Genomic DNA, 21,926 nt, shown 5'->3' with positions numbered 1-21,926 from the left:
TAAACTTCAAAAAAATTAATTTCATCTCAATCAATTGCTCATTTTTTTGAGGCGCTGGCGACGCCATAAATGAATCAATTTTAACCCGACAAAATAACTCAATGTCCCACAAATTAGACCCATTACTAAACAACCTAAAAATAGGGCTGCTACAAACTTACTCCCATATTTCATTAACTCTTGAAATGAAATAATACTTTTAGCCATGAACTCCTCTTGAGAGTTGAGTAATAATTGACCAACTTGAAAGTTAATTGCATAAATTGGCACATAAGTCAAGGGATTACTCACCCAAGTACCAGCAGCCGCAGCAACTTTATGACCTCGGAACAAAGTTGCTAGTACTATACCCACTATGGTTTGAAGACCAAAAATTGGAAATAATCCGGCAAAGACCCCCATTGCTAAACCTCTAGCAATATATTCTGGAGTTCCCCGCATCCGAATGAAGCGCCAGTATAAATATCGCCCGTATCTATTCCACTTTGTTTGTGTATGTCTACGAGATGGATATTTTGTTGTGACTTGCTTAGGTAGTAGTTGCTGGGGAATTTGTGAAATATTTGAGATATTTTTGAACATAAAATATATAAGTAAATTGATTTTTGATGACTATGATTTTTATGGAGTTTATCTTCTTCTTTCTTCAATATTATAGTTAGTCTAAATGATTGGGAAAAATCCTCAAATAGATAATAAAGTCTGAAACTATTATCTCTATTTCTGACGATCTTTTTACAGGATATTGATTTTCTGCATAACTATGCCAAAAACTGGTAATTGATTATCAAATCTGCTCGGGTTCGGTATAAAAAAATGTTCCATCCTCAGCGCCATTGCCAAATCTTTCTCACTCTCTCCCTCATGGGAGGGGTTAAGTGTGGGTCCCCATCTCCCCATCTCCCCATCTCTCCACCCTCTTTACATCAATGCTACCGGATTTGATATGATCAGGGCAAAAATCACAGCAGTTTTGAAGTTGATAAGGTACAAAATTTTAGGACTTTAGGGAGTAGGCAGTAGGGAAAAAAGATTAACCTTAAAACTGTACCTCACGCTGTCTAAAAAGTGCTGTAAGTAATTTACTTGTATCAAAAACAGAAATATGTCAGAATGATCAAAAAGTAGGTTTAGTCTACTATAAAACCACATATTTTTAGAGCAGGGATACATAGACTCCCCAAGGTGAAAATAGGTAATTTCCTACCGAATGCTCTACAAACATGAATCGCAAAAGATAGACGGGGGAGTGTCAATGACTACTGGAAATACTATTGCAGCGATCGCTACCGCTATTATCCCCCAACAAGGAAGTGTGGGCATAGTCAGAATATCTGGTTCTGAGGCAATGAAAATTGCCAAAACCTTATTTCATGCACCAGGGAAGCAGGTTTGGGAGACTCACCGCATTCTCTATGGTTATATTCGCCATCCCCAAACTGGACAGTTAGTAGATGAAGCTTTATTATTAATTATGAAGACTCCTCGTTCTTATACTCGTGAGGATATAGTTGAGTTTCACTGTCATGGTGGAATTATCCCTATACAACAAGTATTACAGTTATGTATTGAGGCGGGGGCACGACTAGCTCAACCAGGGGAGTTTACTTTACGAGCTTTTTTAAATGGACGACTGGATCTGACTCAGGCGGAAAGTATTGCCGATCTTGTGGGGTCTCAGTCTCCTGTAGCTGCTCAAGTTGCTTTGGCTGGTTTACAAGGTAAGTTAGCTAGTCCAATTCGTCAGTTAAGGGCTAACTGTATTGATATATTAGCAGAGATAGAGGCTCGTATTGATTTTGAGGAAGATTTACCACCTTTGGATGAGTCTACAATTGCTCAAGAAGTTAATAATATTTTGGTAAATTTATCACAAATACTGGCAACTGCAAGTAGGGGTGAGTTATTACGAAGTGGTTTGAAGGTGGCTATTATCGGACGTCCGAATGTGGGTAAGTCGAGTCTATTAAATGCCTGGAGTCGTAGCGATCGCGCTATTGTGACTAATCTTCCTGGCACTACGAGGGATGTGGTAGAGTCTCAGTTAGTAGTAGGTGGTATCCCGGTGCAGGTTTTGGATACGGCGGGTATTCGAGAAACTGAAGACCAGGTGGAAAAAATGGGGGTAGAGCGGTCGCGTCGAGCTGCTGAGTCTGCTGACCTTGTTTTATTGACTATTGACGCTAGTGCTGGTTGGACGGAGTTAGATGAGGTTATTTATCAACAGGTAAAACATCGTTTTTTAATTTTGATAATTAATAAAGTTGACTTGGTTAAGTCGGAATTTATGGAGTCTATTTTTTATCCAGAAACTATTAAGAATGTTGTGACTACAGCAGTTATTAATAATCAAGGAATTGAGGAACTTGAAGCAGCTATTATTAATTCTGTAAATTTGGGTAATTTGCAGGCAGAAAATCTAGATTTGGCTATTAATCAAAGGCAAGCAGCAGCTTTAACTAGAGCAAAGGTGGCTTTGGAACAATGTTTAAATACAATTAAAAATAATTTACCTCTAGATTTTTGGACCATAGATTTAAGGGGAGCAATTTATGCTTTGGGAGAGGTTACGGGAGAGGATGTAACGGAGTCTGTTTTAGACAAAATTTTTAGTCGCTTTTGTATCGGGAAATAATTTCTCAGAGTTTTACTATCTATTCTCTACTCTATATTTTTTATTTTGTCTGTCATCTCAATATTTAGGCATTTGGGTCATCATTATCTATTAGACATCGGGTGCATCTTCCTAGTGCAGGATGGCAGAAATAACTAATCAGTTACAAAACTCCTAAAAGCCTTACAAATCAATACTTTTAACTGTTTTGAGTGCGTCTTACATTCTGAGGAAACCTCAAAATTACGCACTTGATGCCCGACTTTTGACTTCCGGGTAGCGGCGCTAGCTCCTGACTTATGACTCCTGATTATTGACTTATGACTATTATTGGAAGATAGAAAAAATTATGAGAAAATTTGTGAATATTTGTGATAATTTATGATAAACTTTTACATAACATAACAATATCAACATAATACAAAAGGTAAAAACAGATGAGTGGATTTATCGGAGCATTTTTTGGACTATTTGGCAGTAATAAGGACGATAACCAACCAAAGGAAGCTTTTTTTCTAGATGCAGATAGTGCAAGTAGTCTTGGTGATGTAAACTTTATGCGGAAATCTATTGCAGTTAAGAGGAGCTATCCCAAAGCAGCAGGTAAGATTAATTTAATAGAAGGAGAGACAGAAAAGAGTGCTTCTTCTATGCAAGTGAAAGAAACTATAGGAGAAACTAAAACTGCTTCCTATGCTTCTAGCGCATCTATTTCTTCTAGTTCAACTACCCCTACTACCCCTACTACTGTAAAGCCTCGTAGCATTAGTAATTCTAACTCTGAAATAGATTTTACAAGCATGGCTCGTAACATTAAGAAGAAGAGATAATTTCTTTGTTTTACTAGGTTATATAGTTCATAGATTCTCAATTTAAAATATAGCAGTCTAATTTAGGTTTTGAAACTCGATCGTTGAGGTAATTTATTGTACAATGGTATAGTTTCAAGACCTGATAATAATTGCTATATTTTTTGTTTCTGACTAATATAGCGCTGTGCGCAGGCAACAGGCAACAGGCAACAGGCAACAGGGGGAATAAAAGGCTGATAATATAAGACTTTTAGCTATTGGACATCTCCTGTAATTTGTAAATATGCCAGCGCACATTGCTATAATTTCTTCCCATTCTCAGAGTAGAGAATAGGGAGTAGGTAAATAATGAACATTATACCTTATCTGACCCATTTTTGCTACATTTTCTTGAGAGTAGAGAATAGGGAGTAGGTCATTTCAGTTATCAATTATCAGTTAGCCTCCTATGGTCGGAGCTTCGCTAACAGTTATCAGTACCTCTAGCTGTTTGCGCAGCATTCCGTAGGAAAGCTAGAGGATTTACATAAGGAACAGTCTCTTTTCTCTTGGTCGATTGGATATGGCGAGGAGACCCGAAGAGTGACAGAGCAGCTTCGGTTTACATGTTGCGGAGCAAAACCCCATCCCACCATACGGGAAGCTACGCTAACGACCGCTTTTTATCTCTTTAAAAAGGGAGGCGCATACCCACAATTTTTCGGTAAATAACGAACAGTATACCTTGATTTCATACAAATAATTGCTCAAAACATTAATTAACTATTATTATTACTTAATAACTAAAGTTTTTAAGAAGTATAGAATTATTTTGAGTAATTGGTATTAGTTGTTAAAGGCAAAGATAGAAAAGCTAGAACATTGATGCTGAAGTCAAATAAAATATCTTGAAATTGATATTAATTAACATTGGAAGCTGATGCTTTTTCGGAAAAATTGTCCGCACCTAGGAATACTTTATTTTGAGCAAAACTAATTTTTAAAAGTTTTAAAAGTTTTATTCTACATTAATCAGGAAACCTTACTAAGCGCGGATTATATAGTATCTACATTTGTATTTGCCTAATTTTAAATATTGATGAAATAGTTGGTTTTACTGTCACGCCTTTTTGCTGTGGAATAGTGCATTACGTAAAATGCTTCGCACCCTACGCGGTCTAATATTTATTTTACTCGCCCAAACCTAACTGTCCCCAATAACCAGTAAATATCCGACTGCCATCTTTAAGCACATGAATTTCTAGGCGATCGCTTGCCCAATTTAATTGATTTTTCAATTCTGGATTAAATACTCTAACTCGTTGATTACTAGAAGAAACTAGAGAATTAGGAGAGTGAATAGCTAAGGTTTCTATAAATGGTCCGTCAATTAAAATATCTAACTGAGATAATAATTCTTGAGCAGCTACTGGAGCATTTTTTGATTGTAATTCTTGTAAAGTAAACCCACTAAAAGACATTATATTTAAACCACGAGCTTTTAAGATTTTTGCTAATTCTGTTAGTGCTGATGCTTGTAAAAATGGCTCCCCTCCAGAAAAGGTAACTCCTGTGTTCCGAGGATTATTTAATATTTTATTTGCTAGTTCTTCAACGCTGATTAATTGGTTAATATCAAAAGACCAAGAATCAGGATTAAAACATCCAGCACATCCACGTTTACAACCTTGTACCCATACTACAGCACGACAACCAGGTCCGTTTACTTCAGATTCATCAATATAGCCCATAATATTGAGATATTCTGATGAAATTTCTACTGGTGTTATTGTTGATGATTTGGCTATTAAGTTAATCATATTTCTATTTACTTGTTTTGCAAGCATTCAGCGGTCAGCTATCAGCTATCAGCTTTATTACTTTTAGTGGACAATTTAAGCTCGTTGCTCTTGTGCTTCAATTCTTTGTTTAAAAATGTAGTAGAAGTTAAGCAAGTGCTTGCTTCATTCATTAAAAAGCTGTTTGCACAGCATTCCGCAGGAAATGCTTACCTTGTTTTTTTATCATCAAACAACCAGGATGTTATTTCTGTTTATAACGAACAGGAATGTTAGTATTTTTGTAAATTTCTTCTGCCAAATTTTGTAACTTTTCTAGGCTAATACACTTTAATTTTTGTACTGCATAAGGACGATCTTCTGTATGATTTCCTCTGCCATCTAATTGACGTTTTATTGGTTTAGGTCGAGTGGGGGTGTTAAGTTGAATTTCATCTGGTTTGAGATATTTTACCAAGTTAATATATTCGACTTTGGTTTGAGTATTCCATGGAGATAAAATCATTGTTTGGATTGCTAATTTGCCTTGATATTTATCTCTAAAATCTTTGATATTTTCCCAGATATCTGACAGATTTAATATTTCTGCGGGTCGATTAATTCCTTGTAGTTGTTTGGAAGTTACTGCGTCTATTTTGATTGATACTCGATCTGCTAAAGTTAAGGCTAATTTAACTTCTGGATTAGTTAAAGTTGTGCCATTTGTTAATACTAATATGGGTTTGTTTGTTAATTTTTTCGTTTCTTGTAGAATCTCTTTTAAATTCAGAGCTAATGTCGGTTCTCCACTGCCACTCAGAGTGATAATATCCACATCCCACGGCGCAAATTTTTGCAGACTTAATAATATTTCTGTGGTAGATACATAGACTGAGCGATCGCTTATTTTTTGTTCTATTTCTCCTAATTGACAGTAAACACAATTGAAGGAACAGGTAGAAATTTTGCCTATGGGATCTATTCCTAGAGACTGACCATATCGCCAAGATTTTACTGGTCCATAGACTGGTATAAATTCATCAGTTAATTTTGTCATCATTTGATTTAATTTTTATTTCTCACATTAGACTTCTTGCACAAGTCAGGGAATAGGGAATAGGGAATAGGGAATTATTGATTTCATATCTTGAATTAATTTAATTAAAACTTTTGCAAGAAGTCTATTTATTATCTATAGTGTGTTTATTTGAGATGTAAATATAGATTGAGTTTTTTTCTAATAAAAAAAGTGCGCCGTTCTATTACCTTATATTCTTGTTTTTGCTGCTATTTAATGCTGTTTTCCCTCCTTTACTATTCCCTCCATACCTTTTTCATAGCACTTGGTCTCCACACCCCATATCAAAACGCTATATAAATAATTTTTTGTCGAATTCACAAGTCTATATTTCAGTTTTTTATAGCAGAAGGAAGAAGAAAGAAGGAAGAAAGAAGAAGGAAAAATCTTACGTTGTCTGAGTTTGAAGCTTTTGATATTTTCTAACTTTTTCTTCGACTGCTATATCTATAATTTTATACATCATTACTGGATTTCAATTAATCGGGGGATACTATATTTTTTATATTCTAATATCATGTCCGGATAAGAGCGTGATAAAAAAAACTTCCTCCTTTTCCTCCTCTTATTTCTTGCTTCTTTCTTCCCTCCTGACTTCTGACCCCTGACTCCTTACTCCTCCGTCATTTTATTTATAAGTAATCAACCGGACATAATATAACGAATCATAAAATCTGTATAAGTAGGTAGGTCTAATTAAACGTAAAAAAAATTGTAGGAGAGGGTTTAACCGAAAGCTTTGACTTAAGCGCTTACGAGTTCTAAAAACTCGCCCTCTAATATTGCGTTTATTTATGCTCACCTATTTATAATGTCTTTATTAAGAAGATAGATATAAGTAGATGTTTTTTGAAGTATTGCGGTATACAAATATTCTGTTTTTTTACATAAATTAATAAACTGACAACATATAGGGGAAAGAATTAGTAACTTCTGTGTGATAATTGATTTTATTTTTTATAATTGAACAAGATTACGGGAGCAAGATGCTCCCACTATTTGTCTGGTAACAAAAATAATTACAATCCACCACCACTGCCATTATTATTCGTAACATTTTTTTTAATTGGTCTATCGCAAGGAACGAGTTGGTGTTTAACTTATGTTGATGATGAACCTGAGACAGAGAAAAGCTTTTCCCACTGTTCCTGTTCTCTGTTCTTTGTTCCCTGTTCCCTGCCATAATATGAATTTTGAACTTATATCATGTCCGGATAATTAGTGATAAAAAAAATCTATTTTTCCTCCTCTTTATTCTTTCTTCTTCTTTCTTGCTTTTTTATTCTTGCTTCTTTCTTCTCTCCTGACTCCTGACTCCTGACTACTGACTCCTATTTAAACTTACTTTCGCATCGATAAACCAATTCGTTTCAACTTTTCATTTATTTCCAAAACTCTTACTTTTACCACTTGCCCAACTTTCACAACTTGCTTTGGATCTTTAACAAAATAATCTGCCAACTGAGAGATATGTACTAACCCATCTTGATGTACTCCCACATCAACAAAAGCTCCAAAATTAGCGACATTAGTTACTATTCCTTCCAACTCCATTCCTACTTCTAAATCTTTAATTTCTTTGATGCCTTCTCGAAAAGTTGCATACTTAAATTCTGCTCTAGGGTCGCGTCCTGGTTTTTCCAATTCATTGATAATATCCTTGAGTGTTGGTTCGCCAATTTTATCGGTTACATACTTTTTTAAATCCAGAGATTTTACTCTATTTGAGATTTGATTAATCTGATTTATCGATACAGCTAAATCTTGAGCTATATTTTCTACAACTGAATAACTTTCTGGATGTACTGCTGTATTATCTAAAGGATTTTCACCGCTCCGAATTCTTAAAAAACCAGCACAAAGCTCAAAAGTTTTCCCTCCCAATTTTGACACTTTCAAAATTTCTTGACGATTCTTAAAAGCTCCATTTTCATTCCGATATTTAACTAAATTTTTAGCGACTGTCGAACTCATACCAGAAACAAAAATTAGTAATTCTTTTGAGGCAGTATTCAAATCTACTCCCACATAATTTACACAACTTTCTACTGTCTCATCTAACTTTTTCTTCAACAATTTTTGGTCTACATCATGTTGATATTGACCGACTCCAATAGACTTGGGGTCGATTTTTACCAGTTCTGCTAAAGGGTCTTGTAAACGTCTGCCAATGCTAATAGCTCCCCGCACTGTAATATCTAAGTCAGGAAATTCTTCTATTGCTACTTTAGAAGCAGAATAAATTGAAGCACCAGATTCATTTACTATGACTTTTATTGGTTTTTTATCTAAAGTAGAAATTACTTCAGTCATAAATTCATCTGTTTCTCTTCCTGCCGTACCATTACCAATAGCAATAAGTTCAATTTTGTACTTTTGAATTAATTGCTTAATAGTTGTAGTAGCTTGTTGTTTTTCTGCCGCAGATTTATGGGGAAATATTGCTTGATATTTTAAGAATTTCCCCGTTTCATCTAACACAGCAACTTTGCAACCTGTTCTAAATCCTGGGTCAATTCCTAAAGTAGGTTTCATTCCTGCTGGTGGAGATAATAATAACTCTTTTAGATTAGTTTCAAAAGTTTTAATTGACTCAATATCTGCCTCGGCCTTCTTTTGCCCTCGAACTTCATTAATTAAAGAATTTTTCATCAAGCGATTCAAAGCATCTTTGAGCATTTCCTGATAAAAATATCTGACTTCTTTAACTCTAGTTTTAATTTCTGAATCTGCCAAATAAGACAATACAAAATCTCGGTCAAAATCTAGTTCTAAATTTAATACCCCTTCACTCTCTCCTCGTAACAAAGCCAACATATTATGAGGAGCAATATCTTTAACATTTACCCGAAAATTCCGGTACATTTCAAACTTAGTCGTACCTTCAGGATAATCATCTTTAATTTTGGAACTAAAACAACCAGATTTGAGAAAATATTCTCTGATATAAGAGCGTAATTCAGCTTTTTCTGCCACTGATTCTGCCAAAATATCAGATGCTCCTTGAATAGCTTCTTCTATATTTTTTACTCCTTTTTCTTCAGCAATATACTTAACAGCTTCTTGCTCAATAGATGTAGATTTTGCTTGAGGATTATTCAGAGATTTAATAAATTCTGCCAAAGATTCTAAACCTTTTTCCTTAGCAATAGTCGCCCTCGTCCGTCGTTTTGGTTTATAGGGAAGATATAGGTCTTCAAGTTCTGTTTTTTGCAGACATAAATCAATTTTTTCCTGTAATTCATCGGTAAGTTTGCCAGCATCATTAATTGCTTTGAGAATTACCTTTTTTCTTTCTTCAAGTTCCTGAAGATAAGTAAATCTATCCCATATATTTCGGAGTTGAGTTTCATCCAAAGAATTTGTATATTCTTTCCGATAACGAGCCACAAAAGGAATAGTCGCTCCTCCATTTAACAAGTCCAAAGCATTTTTAATACTTTGAGAATTGATATTTAATTCTTGAGCTAAAATTTTATTTATGTCCAGCATAAATCATCTATATAAATATATTTTTTTTGATTTTACCGAATAATTAAGGTAAAAATACTCTCCTAATGAGGAGAAACAATGAATTAATTTTCCTTTTATTCTATCCTATCCGTTTTAGAGAGAGATAATTATCAATTATCCATTATCCATTATTTTTACAGCTCCAAAGCATTTTTAATACTTTGAGAATTGATATTTAATTCTTGAGCCAAAGTTTTATTTATGTCCAGCATAAACCATCTATATAAATATATTTTTTCTAATTTTACCGAATAATTAAGGTAAAAATCCTCTCACTCGCCGTGGAGAAACAATGAATTAATTTTCCTTTTATTCAATGCTATCCGTTTTAGAGAGAGATAATTATCCATTATCCATTATCCATTATCCATTATTTTTACAGCTCCAAAGTATTTTTAATACTTTGAGAATTGATATTTAATTCTTGAGCCAAAGTTTTATTTATGTCCAGCATAAATCATCTATATAAATATATTTTTTTTGATTTTACCGAATAATTAAGGTAAAAATACTCTCCTAATGAGGAGAAACAATGAATTAATTTTCCTTTTATTCAATGCTATCCGTTTTTAGGGAGAGGTAATTATCAATTATCAATTATCAATTATCCATTATTTTTATAGCAATATGATTTAACTTGTGAAATATTGGAGAATTTTAGGGAACAGGGAACAGGAAAAAGGGAACAGGGAACAGGGAGCAGAAAAAAAGAAAAAAATGAATATATATGAACATGATAACTGCTATATTCTCTACTTTGAAGGAACATTCAAATTCTTACATCTGAATTCCTGTCGGAAAATGTTAAAATCAAGTAAGCATTCAAGCCCAACTATCAGTTATCAGCCATAAGCTAATATCAATTCATAATAAAAATTATATAGCTGTTGAAGTGAGAATATTTTTCGTTCTTTCCCCTTGTTCCCTACTCCCTAATTCCTAAATTTTTTCTTGTGGTTATTCCAACATACAGAATATAATTATCTTTGTCAGAGGGATTATACCAATACCAAAAAGTAATGTTATACTTGGCTGAAACTTCAGTTATCAAGTAATTAATACAGGTCTAATAACTTATTTCCTAATTATTAGCAAGTTAATACTAATTATTCTGATGTTTGTCTCTCCCCCAATCCCCCACTCCCTTATCGAAGAATTAATAATAAAATAATTAAATAATTAAATAATTCAGGTTTAAAGCCTCCCCTTGAAAGGGGAAAAAATAATTTTTTTCCTTTTAGTCAATCCTCTTTCTTTTAGGGAGAAGTAATTATCAATTATCCATTATCCATTATCCATTAATGAATCCCCTACTTAAAAAAGTGTAGAAAAGTTTTTGATAAATGGTATTATTATTAACAGGTTAAGCAAAAATAAAAAGCTGACCGCTGACCGCTAATAGCTAAATGCTTACAAAATTAATCATAATTCATAATAAGCTTTTTTGAATAGGTAAAAATGGCTAAAATTAAATTACGACGTACTGAAAATATTAATGGCGATATATACGTTGATAGTACCTGTATAGACTGTGATACTTGTCGCTGGATGTCACCTACAGTTTTTCATCGAAATGGAGATAAATCAGCAGTTTATCATCAACCAAAAAACGACAAAGAAAGACAGGAAGCAATACAAGCTTTACTATCTTGTCCGACAAATTCTATCGGTACTATTGAAGCACCAAAAGATATTAAAAAAATTCAGCAAACCTTGCCAATTTTAGTAGCAGATAATGTTTATCATTGTGGATATCATTCAGAAAAATCTTTTGGAGCAGCTAGTTATTTTATTGTCAGACCAGAGGGGAATATTTTAGTAGACTCACCCCAATTTTTACCTCCATTAGTGAAGCGTTTGGAAGAAATGGGAGGAATTAAATATATGTATTTAACCCACCAAGATGATGTAGCAGACCATCAAAAATTTAGACAACATTTTAACTGCGATCGCATTCTTCATGTAGATGATATTTCTTCAACTACTAATAATGTAGAAATAAAATTAACTGGAACAGAACCATTTTCCCTAAGTCCTGATTTATTAATTATTCCTGTACCTGGTCACAGTAAAGGTCATACAGTCTTACTATATGGAAAATTTTTATTTACTGGCGACCATCTAGCTTGGTCTAGTCGTTTAAATCAACTTTATGCTTTTCGCCGTTATTGTGGGTATTCTTGGTCAGAACAAATTAAATCTATGGGTAAACTTATACCTTATAGTTTTGAGTGGGTATTACCTGGTCATGGTCATCGATATTATGCTGATACAAAAACCATGGAACAACAGTTACAAAAGTGTATTAATTGGATGGAAAAATTATGAGTTTTTCTAACAGTTATGTCGCTCTATATAAAATAGGTAGAACAGTTATAACTAGGCTCGTAGTTGGGCTTTAGTCCTAATACCAAATTGATAAATGTTTGCTACAAATAGTTAGGGTATTTATTAGAATTTCCTACGGAATGCTCCGCAAACAGAATTGCTGAATAGATAGATTTAATATCATTTTTGATGTTGTAAATTATATTTTTCGTCAAATAGACTTGAGATGAAAGTATTTTTATGATGCTTATTATTCGAACACATTCTTTTTTCATGGATGGTATAATATAAGTATTGTAAGGGCTAAAGCCCAACTACAAACAAAAACTTTATTATAAGTAATTATCCACTAGGGTATCTGCCCTAGAAGGGGCACATGATATAATCTATTCAATTAAGAAGGCGAATTTTCCTCCAACCAACTTTCTAAATCCTCCAAACTATTAAAATCTAAAATATCCTCCGTTAAACTTTCCAAATCTGACAAAAGTAAATCTTCAATCTGATTATTTATTGTCTCTGGAATTTCTCCAAAACGTTTTTTCAGTAAACGCATAACTAGAGCGATCGCTTGATTCAGTCTTCCTTTTTCTTCCCCTTGTTCTCTCGCATAAATTATCCGCCCTCTTTCATCTTGCATTGCAATTGCTCGACGCTCAACTATATCTAATTCTTCTACCGTCATATTAATTCTATTAGCAATATTTAAAGCCTTTTCTATTTCAGAAACTTCTCCTAAATTTTCAGGAATACTATCCAATCTGTTAGCCTCTTTCAGAAAATAAATCCATTTATCCGTCAAAGTATTTAACTCAGATAAAGCTTTCTTAAATTTCGGCAACTCTAAGAAAATTAATCGTAATTGTTTATCAAGACATTCAAAATTTTTAGTCTCCTCCTTAAATACAAACTTATTGATAAAATCATCCTTTTTTTCAAACAGAATAAAATCTGTAATTGTCACGGCTATGGCTGGATTTAGTAGCAGATAATCTTCTCCAGTTTCTAACTGATTGGCATAAGCTTTAGCCAAATTGTAAGCTACTCGTTTGTTGAAACCAGCCATTCTAGCAACTTGCATTTCAATAACTACAATTGAGCCATCTACTAAAACTGCTTTGATATCTAAATAGGTGTCTTTTAAATTGATTAATTGACCGGGATTAAAGGGATTAAGAATTGTGAGAGATTGAATGACTTTTTTGCCTCCATAAATTATGGCATTGAGAAAGCTAATTAAGATATCTTTGCTTTGTTCCGAGCCAAAGATTTTTTTGAAGGCATAATCGACCTTGGGATTGATAAATTTCATGGTAGTTTTTATTGCGTTTTAGGAAGTTTTTGTTGCTTTGGGATGACGTTGCGATCGCTTTAGTTGATTAATTTTATAATTTTAGTTGAATAAAAAGTCATGCATATGGGCGAGCAACGCCCAATATATATATCGTATCACAATTTTTTATGAAATACTACCTGAAAAAGTTCTGAATTTTTGTGATGCTTTTCAAAATGACAAGGTGGCAACTTCAGGTACATAGACATAGAATAGATTAAGAGGATATCTGAAAAGTTTTTTGATACTGAATTTTGCCCCCCGAGCAAGCCAACTTTGGGGGGAACAAGAATTTGCTTCTAAAAAGTCCCCCAATTTTGGGGGATTTAGGGGGCTTGGATATCGCAAAAGGTTAGGATATATCAAAATCTCAAAACTCAGACAAAGCAAGCTTTTTCCTTCTTCCTTCTTCCTTCTTCCTTCTTCCTTATTTTAAGTTGGCCATTAAATATTATGGGATTACTAGATTTACAGAAATTTTTTCAAGCTACAAACCCCAGTCAGGTTCTGAAAGCAGATAGCCCAGAAGACGAAAAGTATTACATAGATTTTTCTGAAGTGCGGGGTGGCAAAATTATTGAGGAACTTCAGGAAAACATCACATTCTTTTCTCCAGATGAACCTACTTGTGAACTATTTACAGGTCATATCGGTTGTGGCAAATCTACAGAATTATTACGACTGAAGGAAGCTTTAGAAAAAGCAGAATTTCATGTGGTTTATTTTGAATCTTCCCAAGACTTGGAAATGGGCGATGTTGATATTGGGGATATTATCATTTTCTTTGTGGGTTTAATACCCCACCGTCTACACGGTGTTCAAAATTACTTGGGGTGAGAATCCCCATGTAATTTTCCTCCTGTCTCCTGTCTCCTGTCTCCTGTCTCCTTCTTCAAGTTGGCGATCGCTCGTCGAGTCACAGAAAGTATTGGGAGCTTAGAAAAAATAACTTTGCCCCAACCAAGAGGTTTTCAAAGAATTATTGATGGAGCGACCAGACTTTTACAAACAGAGATAGAGTTGTCTGCGGAAGCTAAACTGCCTGGGGTTGGTGAAATTTCCGCTAGTTCCGAGGGTAAGTTTTCTGTGGAAGCAGGTTTGCCTGGTATTGCGGAAGTGAAAGCTAGTGATGATGAGGGAGTTTCTCTAGTTTTGGGAATTGGTAAAATTACCGCTAAAACGAAGAAGAGTCTTGAACTGCGCAAGAAACTAAAAGATTATTTGGAACCACAAACAGATAATATTCTGGAAACTATCAACACAGAATTAATTGAACCTACCGTTGAGAAGTTGAAACAATATGGAAAAAAAGGTTTGGTAGTAATAGTTGATAATCTTGATCGTGTAGAAAATATAATTAAATCTGGAGATCGCCCTCAACCTGAATACTTATTTGTAGATAGAGGAGAAAATTTACGCCTACTCAAATGTCATGTTATTTATACTATGCCTTTGTCTCTGATGTTTTCCAATGATTACAATAGACTCACCAGTCGTCTAGCGGTGGAACCGAAAGTTTTGCCAATGGTGCCTGTGAGACTGCGAGATGGTAATGAATGTGCTTTGGGAATGAAGAATTTACGACAGATGGTTTTGGCGAGAGCATTTCCTGACTTAGCTCCTGAGCAGCGACTTGGTTTAATTTCGGAAGTTTTCGATGCGCCAGAAACACTCGATCGCCTCTGTCAAATTAGTGGGGGTCATGTTCGCGAATTATTGCAACTGTTGCGTAGCTTAATAACAAAAGAGCGGAAACTACCACTTTCTCGTGAATGGTTGGAAAGAGTTATTCGGGACAAAGGTAATCAAATGAAGTTGGGAGTGGACGATCAAGAGTGGGAGTTGCTGCGTCAAGTACAAGAAAGTCAAGAGGTCAAGGGTGATCGGGAATATCAAATTCTGGTTGGTACTAGGTTAGTATATGAATATCGAGACAGTCAGGGGTCTTGGTTTCAAGTGAATCCAATATTGGCAGAATTGGGAAATTTAATTTAACAGACCGTAGGTTGGGTTGACGCAGGAAACCCAACAAATTTAACTAGCTATCAGCATTTTCCGTACCGGAATGCTCTGCAAACAGCACTTAGCTTTCAGCAGTAGTAGACTAACACGCCTAAAAATGTAGGTTGGGTTGTAGCTTGCACACCAAGTAGCGGTACGGCAGTGTTAGCGTAGCTTATCCGTAGGATAAACCCAACAAAACCTTGCTACTGTTAGGTTTCGTTTGTTGGGTTTCGTTCCTCAACCCAACCTACGTCTATTGCACTATTTTAGGTGAAACAGTCCACTACTGGAACGACTACGAGCATAATCAATATAACACTATGACAAACCCAAACAAACTAGAAAATCTTTCACATAAAAATCAAAATTCTTTACAGGAATTAGCTTTTGCTCTTGAAGCTGAAGGGAAAAATTTTTCCTTGATTTTAGCTCGTTGTAATTTTAAGAGTTTACAACATAATCTTATACAAATATTAGCTAATATCTGTTCTCTAAAAGTTCAGCAACTTAATTTAGAACCATCTGCTATTACTCTCTATACTACTATTGAAAAACAAATAGGAAATGAACAATTTCAAGCTTTAATGGTATTGGGTTTAGAGTCTGTGAAAGAAATTTCTCGACTATTGCCTAGTGCTAATCAAATTCGGGGAGAATTTAGCGACAATTTTCACTTTCCATTGGTGCTGTGGGTGACGGATAATGTGTTAGCTGAAATGATTCGTTTGGCTCCAGATTTTTATAGTTGGGCAGTGACAATTGATTTTGAAGCTTCTACTAATAATGTAGTTGATTTTATTCGGTCAACTAGCGAAGATGTTTATCGCAAAACCTTTGAGTCTGGGAATATTTTTCTGGGCAAAGATGATTTTGATAGTTGCACAGATATCCAACTTAAGGCGGCTTTTCAAGAGTTATTAAATGGTGGGGTAAAAATAGAGTCAGAATTAGAAGCAAGTTTAGAATTTGCTCTGGGAAGATTAGGTGATGATTTGGAGGAATCTCGGCAACATTATGAGCGGAGTTTAGAGTTGTGGAAACAAAATAATAATCTGGTAAAACAAGGATATTTGTTATTTTATTTGGGTTTATGGTGGCGAGACTATGCTGAAGAAAATCGTCAGGAATATCAGCATAGTTGTCTACGCGCAAAAGATTATTTTCAGGAATGTATAGATTGTTTTGAATTTGCTCAAAGAAGTGATTTAGTAGATAGATTTATTAACTATTTGGCAGAGGTTAATCATCGACTTTTGGATTGGGATGAGTTGGAAAAAGTTGCTGAAAAGGCTTTAAATATTCATCAAAATCATCAAACAAAATTTAGAATGGCAAGAACTTATGGATTTTTAGCAGAAGTTAAGTCGAATCGAAAAGTTTGGCATAAAACTCAAGAATTAGCTGAACAAGCATTATCTTTACTAGCAGAATCTATTGATGAAATATCGAATGATTCTGAAAAAACTAACCCAGTATTAGATTGGGAACTCCACTATCACAAAGGTTGGTATTTATTTTCTTTAGCTAAAGCTCAAAAAAATCTTGAGCAAGTCGAAACAGCAGTTACAACTTTAGAGGAAGCAAAAAGTATTACTAAACCTAGTTATGACCCGGAACTTTATCGGTTGATTTTGAAAGAATTGGGAAATTGTTATTTCCATAGAGGAGATTATTTAAGGGCATTTAATCAAAAACTAGAACAACAAGAAATTGAGACTCAATTTTCTATTAAAGCTTTCATTGGAGCCGGGAAATTACAGCCAAGAAAACATCGTTCTAATCCAGCTTTATCCTCGATTCAAGCATCAAAAAAACTAACTCAAGAAATAGCTACTTCTGGTAGGTTGCCAGATGTGGAGAATTTAGTCAGTCGGATTAAAGTTTCTCACCATAGATTCACAATTTTGTATGGTTCTTCTGGGGTTGGTAAAAGTTCTTTAGTGGAAGCTGGATTAATTCCTATTTTGAAAGGAGACTCTGTAGATTCTAGGGATATTTTGCCAGTTTTGCAGCAAGTTTATACTAATTGGAGGCAAAATCTTGGTGATAGTTTGGTAAAGGCTATTTCAGAGTTGGAAAATAGGGAATATAATCCCCCTAAATCCCCCTTAGAAAGGGGGACTTTGAAGACTATTTCTAATGATGACTTACTGTCAATTTTAAGAGCGCTGGAAAAGCAGAATAAAGTCACTGTTTTAATCTTCGACCAATTTGAGGAATTTTTCTTTAATAATAAGGATATAAATCAACGACTACAATTTTATGATTTTCTCCAAGAATGTTTGAAAATATCTTTTATCAATGTAATTATTTCTCTGCGGGAAGATTTCATCAACTATCTTTTAGAATGTAATCGTCTGGTCAGTTTAGATATTATTAATAACGACATTCTCAGTAAAAAGCATATCTATTATATTGGTGATTTTTCTATCAAAAATGCTAAGTCGGTAATTCAAGGGATAACATCTCAAACTACTTTTACTTTAACCCCAGAATTAATAGATGAATTAGTGAAAGATTTAGCAGGAAATTTGAATACTGTGCGACCAATTGAGTTACAAATTGTGGGGTCGCAGTTGCAAAATGAGAATATTACAACTTTAGTAGAATATCAAGAAAATGGTCCGAAACAAGCTTTCGTCGGGCGGTATTTAGAAGAGGTAATTAAGTATTGTGGACCAGAGAACGAAAGGTTAGCAAAAGTAGTTTTATATTTCCTCACAGACGAGAATAATACTCGCCCCCTCAAAAGTCGGGTGGAACTAGAGGAATATACAGAAAAACCCGAACGGATGGAATTAATTTTAACTGTTTTGGTTCAGTCTAGGTTGGTTTTTAGAATTCCCGCAAGTCCTTCAGAGAATTATCAATTAGTTCACGATTATTTGGCATATTTTGTCAGAAAAGAAATGTCAGAAGTGGCTCAGATATCTGCTGAGTTGGAGAAGGAAAGAGAGCTGCGCAAACAGACAGAAAAAATGTTAAATGAGGCGTTACGAAAAGAACTAAATTCTGCCCGTCGTGCTGCTTTTACTCTAGGGGGAATGTTATTAACAATAGGAGCAGTTGCTACTGCTGCAACCTTATTCGGAATTAACAGTTATTTGTCAGGTTTAAGTGCAGCTTCTAAGGATAATACAGAATTAGATCGGTTAGTATCTGCTATTGAAGCAGGAAAGAAATTAAAATGGTTATCCTTTGGAGCAACTCCAGGAACTAAGCTGCAAGTTTTGTCAGAATTAAGTACAGCAATTCAGGAAGTAAAAGAGTTTAATAGGTTTGAAGAACATGAGGATGATGTAACTCATGTTAGCTTTAGTAATGATGAGAAAATGATTGCTACGGGAAGTAAGGATGACACGGTAAAAGTTTGGTGGGTTGATGGTAGTCAAAAGGAAAAAACTTTTAAAGAACATAGTGATGATATTACCCAGGTTGACTTTAGTTCTGATGGTAAAATAGTTGCTTCTGTTGGTAAAGATGATCGGGCAATAATTAGGTGGATAGATGGTAGTAAAAAGCCTATAGTTTTAGAACACAATGATGATGTCTTGGATATTAGTTTTAGTCCAGATAATCAATTTTTAGCTACAGCTTGCAAAGATAAAATAGTACGAATCTGGAACATAAAAGATGGTAATTTAGTTAAAATTTTTGATAGTCATACTGCTCCTGTTACTCAAGTTACTTTTAGTCCAAATGGTAAAATTGTTGCTTCTGCTGATGATTATGATAATGTAAAACTTTGGTTTATTGATGAAGAAAAAGAAGTAGATATTGATAATTATGCTACGACTAATATTGACTTTATAGATGATGAAACTATTATTTTTTCTAGTCGAGGCAATGATTTTAAAGTTTATAAAGTGAATGGCGAACTTATTAAAATACATGGTGAATCTTTAGAAGATTATACTCATAATGTTATTAGTGATGATAGACAATTAATATTTAACGTTTCAAAGCATCGTCAAAATTTTGTGAATGGACTTTTCAGATACAATGATGACTTTTATTTCTATTTAGGTGAAGCAGATAAGCATAGTGAAAATATCTCTGATATTGGTTTGAGCCCGAATAATAAGTTTCTAGTATCAGCCAGCGAAGATGATACAGTAAGATTTTGGCAACTAGATAATTTATGGAAACATCCTTTTCTTGATAGAAAAGAACATATAAGTAGTTTTGATCGACTTTTAAGTGCAACTATTACTAGAATTAACAAAAGTTTGAGAAAAGTAGAAGTCTTACAGAATAATCAAGATTTTCTAACAAAAATAATTGTACCTAATTCTTACACTTTTAGTTTTAGTCCTGACAATCAAAATTTCATTACAAACAGCACTGACTACAGTTACTATCCTAAACTGTGGAACATTGATAAGGGAGAAATAGCTTTACAGAAAAATACTGGCTCTGTAAAAAATATTAGTGTTAGTTCTGATGGAAAAAGAGTTGCAGCTATTAGTAATAATAAGTTTATTCAGTTGTGGAATAGCAAAGGATTTCCCCTACAACGCCTAGAACATAATGAAGTAAAAAAACTTGCTTTTAGTCCAGATAGTGAGATTCTTGTTTCTGTCAGTTACAATCAAATAAAACTCTGGACTAACAAAGGTAAATTAATTGCAGAACTAGATGGAGATTATCAACAACTACGAGACATTATTTTTAGCCTAGACAGTCAAGTTGTTACAGTTATAAACGACGATAAAGTGAATTTTTTTAGTAGGAATGGTCAACTAATTAATTCTTTTGATGGTGATAATAAAAAAATTGAAAAAATAATTCTCAGTCCAGACAAACAAATAATTGCTACTAAAAGCTATAATCAGGTAAAATTATGGAACCTTAATGGTAAATTAATTAAAGATTTAGGTGGGCATTACCAGAAAGTTGAAAAGGTTATTTTCAGTCCAGATAGTCAAATTATTGCTTCTATTGGTGATGATAATTTTGCCAAAATTTGGAGAATAAATGGTAATTATATTCGCAAACTAGAACATATAGATAAAGTAAGAAGTTTAGATTTTAGTCGGGATAGCAAGAAAATTATTACTCTTAGCTATAATTATCAAAGACAAGAAAATAGTGCGATTAAGCTTTGGAAAAGTGATGGAACTCCCATAAAACCGTATCAAATTTATGATTATGGCATCAATAATATTAATTTACATCCAGACGGTAACTTTATTGTTTCTACTTCTAGTAATGTTGTCAAACTTTGGGATAGTGATGGAAAATTAATCACAATTTTGAAGGGACATTATGGGGAAATTAATGATGTTAAGTTTAGTCCTGATGGTGAAATAATTGCTACAGCTAGTAACGATCGGACTATTAAGCTTTGGAGTAGTAAGGATGGTAGTCAAATAAAAACTCTTCAAGGACATAAATATCCTGTTAAAGAAATAATTTTTAGTCTTGATGGAAATATTCTTGCCTCTATTGGTAATGACAACGATATTAATGGGGAAGAAACAGTCATTTTTTGGGATAAAAAAGGTAATTATCTTAAAGCTTTTCAGGGAAAAGAAGTTAGTTTTGAAGATGAGGATAATACTATTACTTCTATTAGTGAAGGCTATAAATGTGATACCTTAATATTTTGGCAGCTTGATGGTAAAAATTTAAAAACTCCTATAGAGTCTGAATTTTGTGAGGAGTTTTCTGGAATTCTAGGCTATAGTTCAGACCGCAAAACAATTGCTTGGGGTAAAACAGAATATCCTTTGAAACTCTGGAGTATTGATGGTCAATTAATCAGAACTTTCAAAGGTCATAGTGCTTGGGTAAATAGTACTAGCTTTAGCCCTGATGGAACAAAAATTGTCTCTGGTAGCGATGATAAAACTATTAAAATTTGGCAGAGAGATGGTCAGTTAATCAGAACTATTCAAGAAGACGATGAGGTAAACACTGTAACTTTCAGCCCTGATGGTGAACATATTCTCTCTGGTAGTGATGATGAAACACTAAAAGTTTGGAGTTTGGACGGAAAACTTATCGACATTTTTAAGGATCATACAGATATAGTCAGTAAGGCAACTTTTAGTCCTGACGGCAAAATGATCGCTTCAGTTAGTAATAATGATACTGTTATATTATGGGATATTGAGAAGAAAAAACGGAAAAAACGGATCAAGAATGATAATGAGTCAGTTGAGAGTATTAGTTTCAGTCCTAAAGGTAATATCCTAGCCATCGAACACGACTATGGTAAAGTAACACTCCATCTACTCAATGGCATTTTTACCAAAAAAACCCAACTCTACACAACCAATTCATTCTTAGGCGAAAAATTTAGTCCTGATGGGAAAGCGATCGCTGTACAAAACCAGTCAGGAGTATTGCTATTAAATGCAGACTTAGACGACTTACTCAACCGTGCTTGTAATTGGGCGAGTGCTTATCTGAAAACTACTGAAAATGAAGATATAAAACATCTTTGCGATTAAGACCTTCCTCAAAAACCCTACTATATTCT

General features: G+C 34.1%; 11 protein-coding genes and 1 pseudogene. 6 read left to right on the top strand and 6 right to left on the bottom strand.

Annotated elements, in window-relative coordinates; all coding sequences use genetic code 11:
• Nucleotides 1-30 precede the first annotated feature (30 nt).
• Both F6K06_RS11420 and F6K06_RS11415 read right to left on the bottom strand, forming a co-directional pair.
• Nucleotides 31-582, bottom strand: a complete 552-nt coding sequence (locus F6K06_RS11420; RefSeq protein ID WP_124147684.1) for a DUF2062 domain-containing protein — start codon at nt 580-582, stop codon at nt 31-33.
• 153 nt (nt 583-735) lie between these two features.
• A complete protein-coding gene (locus F6K06_RS11415) occupies nt 736-900 on the bottom strand; it encodes a hypothetical protein (protein WP_161564749.1) in 165 nt (54 codons plus the stop codon).
• A 355-nt stretch (nt 901-1,255) separates the two neighbouring features.
• On the opposite strand from F6K06_RS11415, the gene mnmE reads away from it, so the two are divergent.
• Together mnmE and F6K06_RS11405 are read left to right on the top strand one after the other, a co-directional pair.
• Nucleotides 1,256-2,635: a tRNA uridine-5-carboxymethylaminomethyl(34) synthesis GTPase MnmE gene (gene mnmE, locus F6K06_RS11410; RefSeq protein ID WP_287241039.1), complete on the top strand. Its 1,380-nt coding sequence runs from the start codon at nt 1,256-1,258 to the stop codon at nt 2,633-2,635.
• 416 nt (nt 2,636-3,051) lie between these two features.
• Nucleotides 3,052-3,444: a hypothetical protein gene (locus tag F6K06_RS11405; protein ID WP_287241037.1), complete on the top strand. Its 393-nt coding sequence runs from the start codon at nt 3,052-3,054 to the stop codon at nt 3,442-3,444.
• Between the two features lie 1,151 nt (nt 3,445-4,595).
• On the opposite strand, the gene F6K06_RS11400 is transcribed toward F6K06_RS11405, so the two are convergent.
• The 3 genes from F6K06_RS11400 to F6K06_RS11390 all read right to left on the bottom strand — a co-directional run bounded on the left by F6K06_RS11400 (nt 4,596) and on the right by F6K06_RS11390 (nt 9,753).
• The gene (locus tag F6K06_RS11400) at nt 4,596-5,225 is read right to left on the bottom strand and encodes a 4Fe-4S single cluster domain-containing protein (protein WP_124147687.1); all 630 of its coding nucleotides are present in this window, start codon (nt 5,223-5,225) and stop codon (nt 4,596-4,598) included.
• A gap of 223 nt (nt 5,226-5,448) precedes the next feature.
• Nucleotides 5,449-6,243, bottom strand: coding sequence for a radical SAM protein (locus tag F6K06_RS11395; RefSeq protein WP_287241035.1), 795 nt, complete (start codon nt 6,241-6,243; stop codon nt 5,449-5,451).
• A 1,359-nt stretch (nt 6,244-7,602) separates the two neighbouring features.
• Nucleotides 7,603-9,753 carry a Tex family protein gene (locus tag F6K06_RS11390; protein ID WP_124147688.1) on the bottom strand — a complete coding sequence of 717 codons (2,151 nt, stop codon included), beginning with the start codon at nt 9,751-9,753 and terminating at the stop codon, nt 7,603-7,605.
• A 1,479-nt stretch (nt 9,754-11,232) separates the two neighbouring features.
• Here F6K06_RS11390 and F6K06_RS11385 point away from each other — a divergent pair.
• The gene (locus F6K06_RS11385; RefSeq protein WP_124145305.1) at nt 11,233-12,102 is read left to right on the top strand and encodes an MBL fold metallo-hydrolase; all 870 of its coding nucleotides are present in this window, start codon (nt 11,233-11,235) and stop codon (nt 12,100-12,102) included.
• 394 nt (nt 12,103-12,496) lie between these two features.
• On the opposite strand, the gene F6K06_RS11380 is transcribed toward F6K06_RS11385, so the two are convergent.
• On the bottom strand, nt 12,497-13,414 hold the full coding sequence (locus F6K06_RS11380; protein WP_287241033.1) for an Rpn family recombination-promoting nuclease/putative transposase: 918 nt from the start codon (nt 13,412-13,414) through the stop codon (nt 12,497-12,499).
• A gap of 474 nt (nt 13,415-13,888) precedes the next feature.
• Here F6K06_RS11380 and F6K06_RS34535 point away from each other — a divergent pair.
• The 3 genes and pseudogenes from F6K06_RS34535 to F6K06_RS11370 form a co-directional block, all read left to right on the top strand.
• Nucleotides 13,889-14,212: pseudogene (locus tag F6K06_RS34535) on the top strand (ATP-binding protein); the annotation flags it as partial.
• A 174-nt stretch (nt 14,213-14,386) separates the two neighbouring features.
• Nucleotides 14,387-15,430, top strand: coding sequence for a hypothetical protein (locus tag F6K06_RS11375; RefSeq protein ID WP_375340272.1), 1,044 nt, complete (start codon nt 14,387-14,389; stop codon nt 15,428-15,430).
• A 329-nt stretch (nt 15,431-15,759) separates the two neighbouring features.
• Nucleotides 15,760-21,897 (top strand): hypothetical protein, encoded by a 6,138-nt coding sequence (locus F6K06_RS11370; protein WP_287241032.1) that lies wholly within the window; start codon nt 15,760-15,762, stop codon nt 21,895-21,897.
• Nucleotides 21,898-21,926: the final 29 nt, after the last annotated feature.

Source organism: Okeania sp. SIO1H4 (assembly GCF_010672695.1).
Classification (GTDB): Bacteria; Cyanobacteriota; Cyanobacteriia; order Cyanobacteriales; family Microcoleaceae; genus Okeania; species Okeania hirsuta.
This window is presented reverse-complemented; position numbering and strand designations above follow the sequence as displayed.

Coding starts and splice junctions, on each gene's coding strand:
- F6K06_RS11420 (WP_124147684.1), bottom strand. CDS start 582: ATGTTCAAAAATATCTCAAATATTTCACAAATTCCCCAGCAACTACTA.
- F6K06_RS11415 (WP_161564749.1), bottom strand. CDS start 900: ATGGGGAGATGGGGACCCACACTTAACCCCTCCCATGAGGGAGAGAGT.
- mnmE (WP_287241039.1), top strand. CDS start 1,256: ATGACTACTGGAAATACTATTGCAGCGATCGCTACCGCTATTATCCCC.
- F6K06_RS11405 (WP_287241037.1), top strand. CDS start 3,052: ATGAGTGGATTTATCGGAGCATTTTTTGGACTATTTGGCAGTAATAAG.
- F6K06_RS11400 (WP_124147687.1), bottom strand. CDS start 5,225: ATGATTAACTTAATAGCCAAATCATCAACAATAACACCAGTAGAAATT.
- F6K06_RS11395 (WP_287241035.1), bottom strand. CDS start 6,243: ATGATGACAAAATTAACTGATGAATTTATACCAGTCTATGGACCAGTA.
- F6K06_RS11390 (WP_124147688.1), bottom strand. CDS start 9,753: ATGCTGGACATAAATAAAATTTTAGCTCAAGAATTAAATATCAATTCT.
- F6K06_RS11385 (WP_124145305.1), top strand. CDS start 11,233: ATGGCTAAAATTAAATTACGACGTACTGAAAATATTAATGGCGATATA.
- F6K06_RS11380 (WP_287241033.1), bottom strand. CDS start 13,414: ATGAAATTTATCAATCCCAAGGTCGATTATGCCTTCAAAAAAATCTTT.
- F6K06_RS11370 (WP_287241032.1), top strand. CDS start 15,760: ATGACAAACCCAAACAAACTAGAAAATCTTTCACATAAAAATCAAAAT.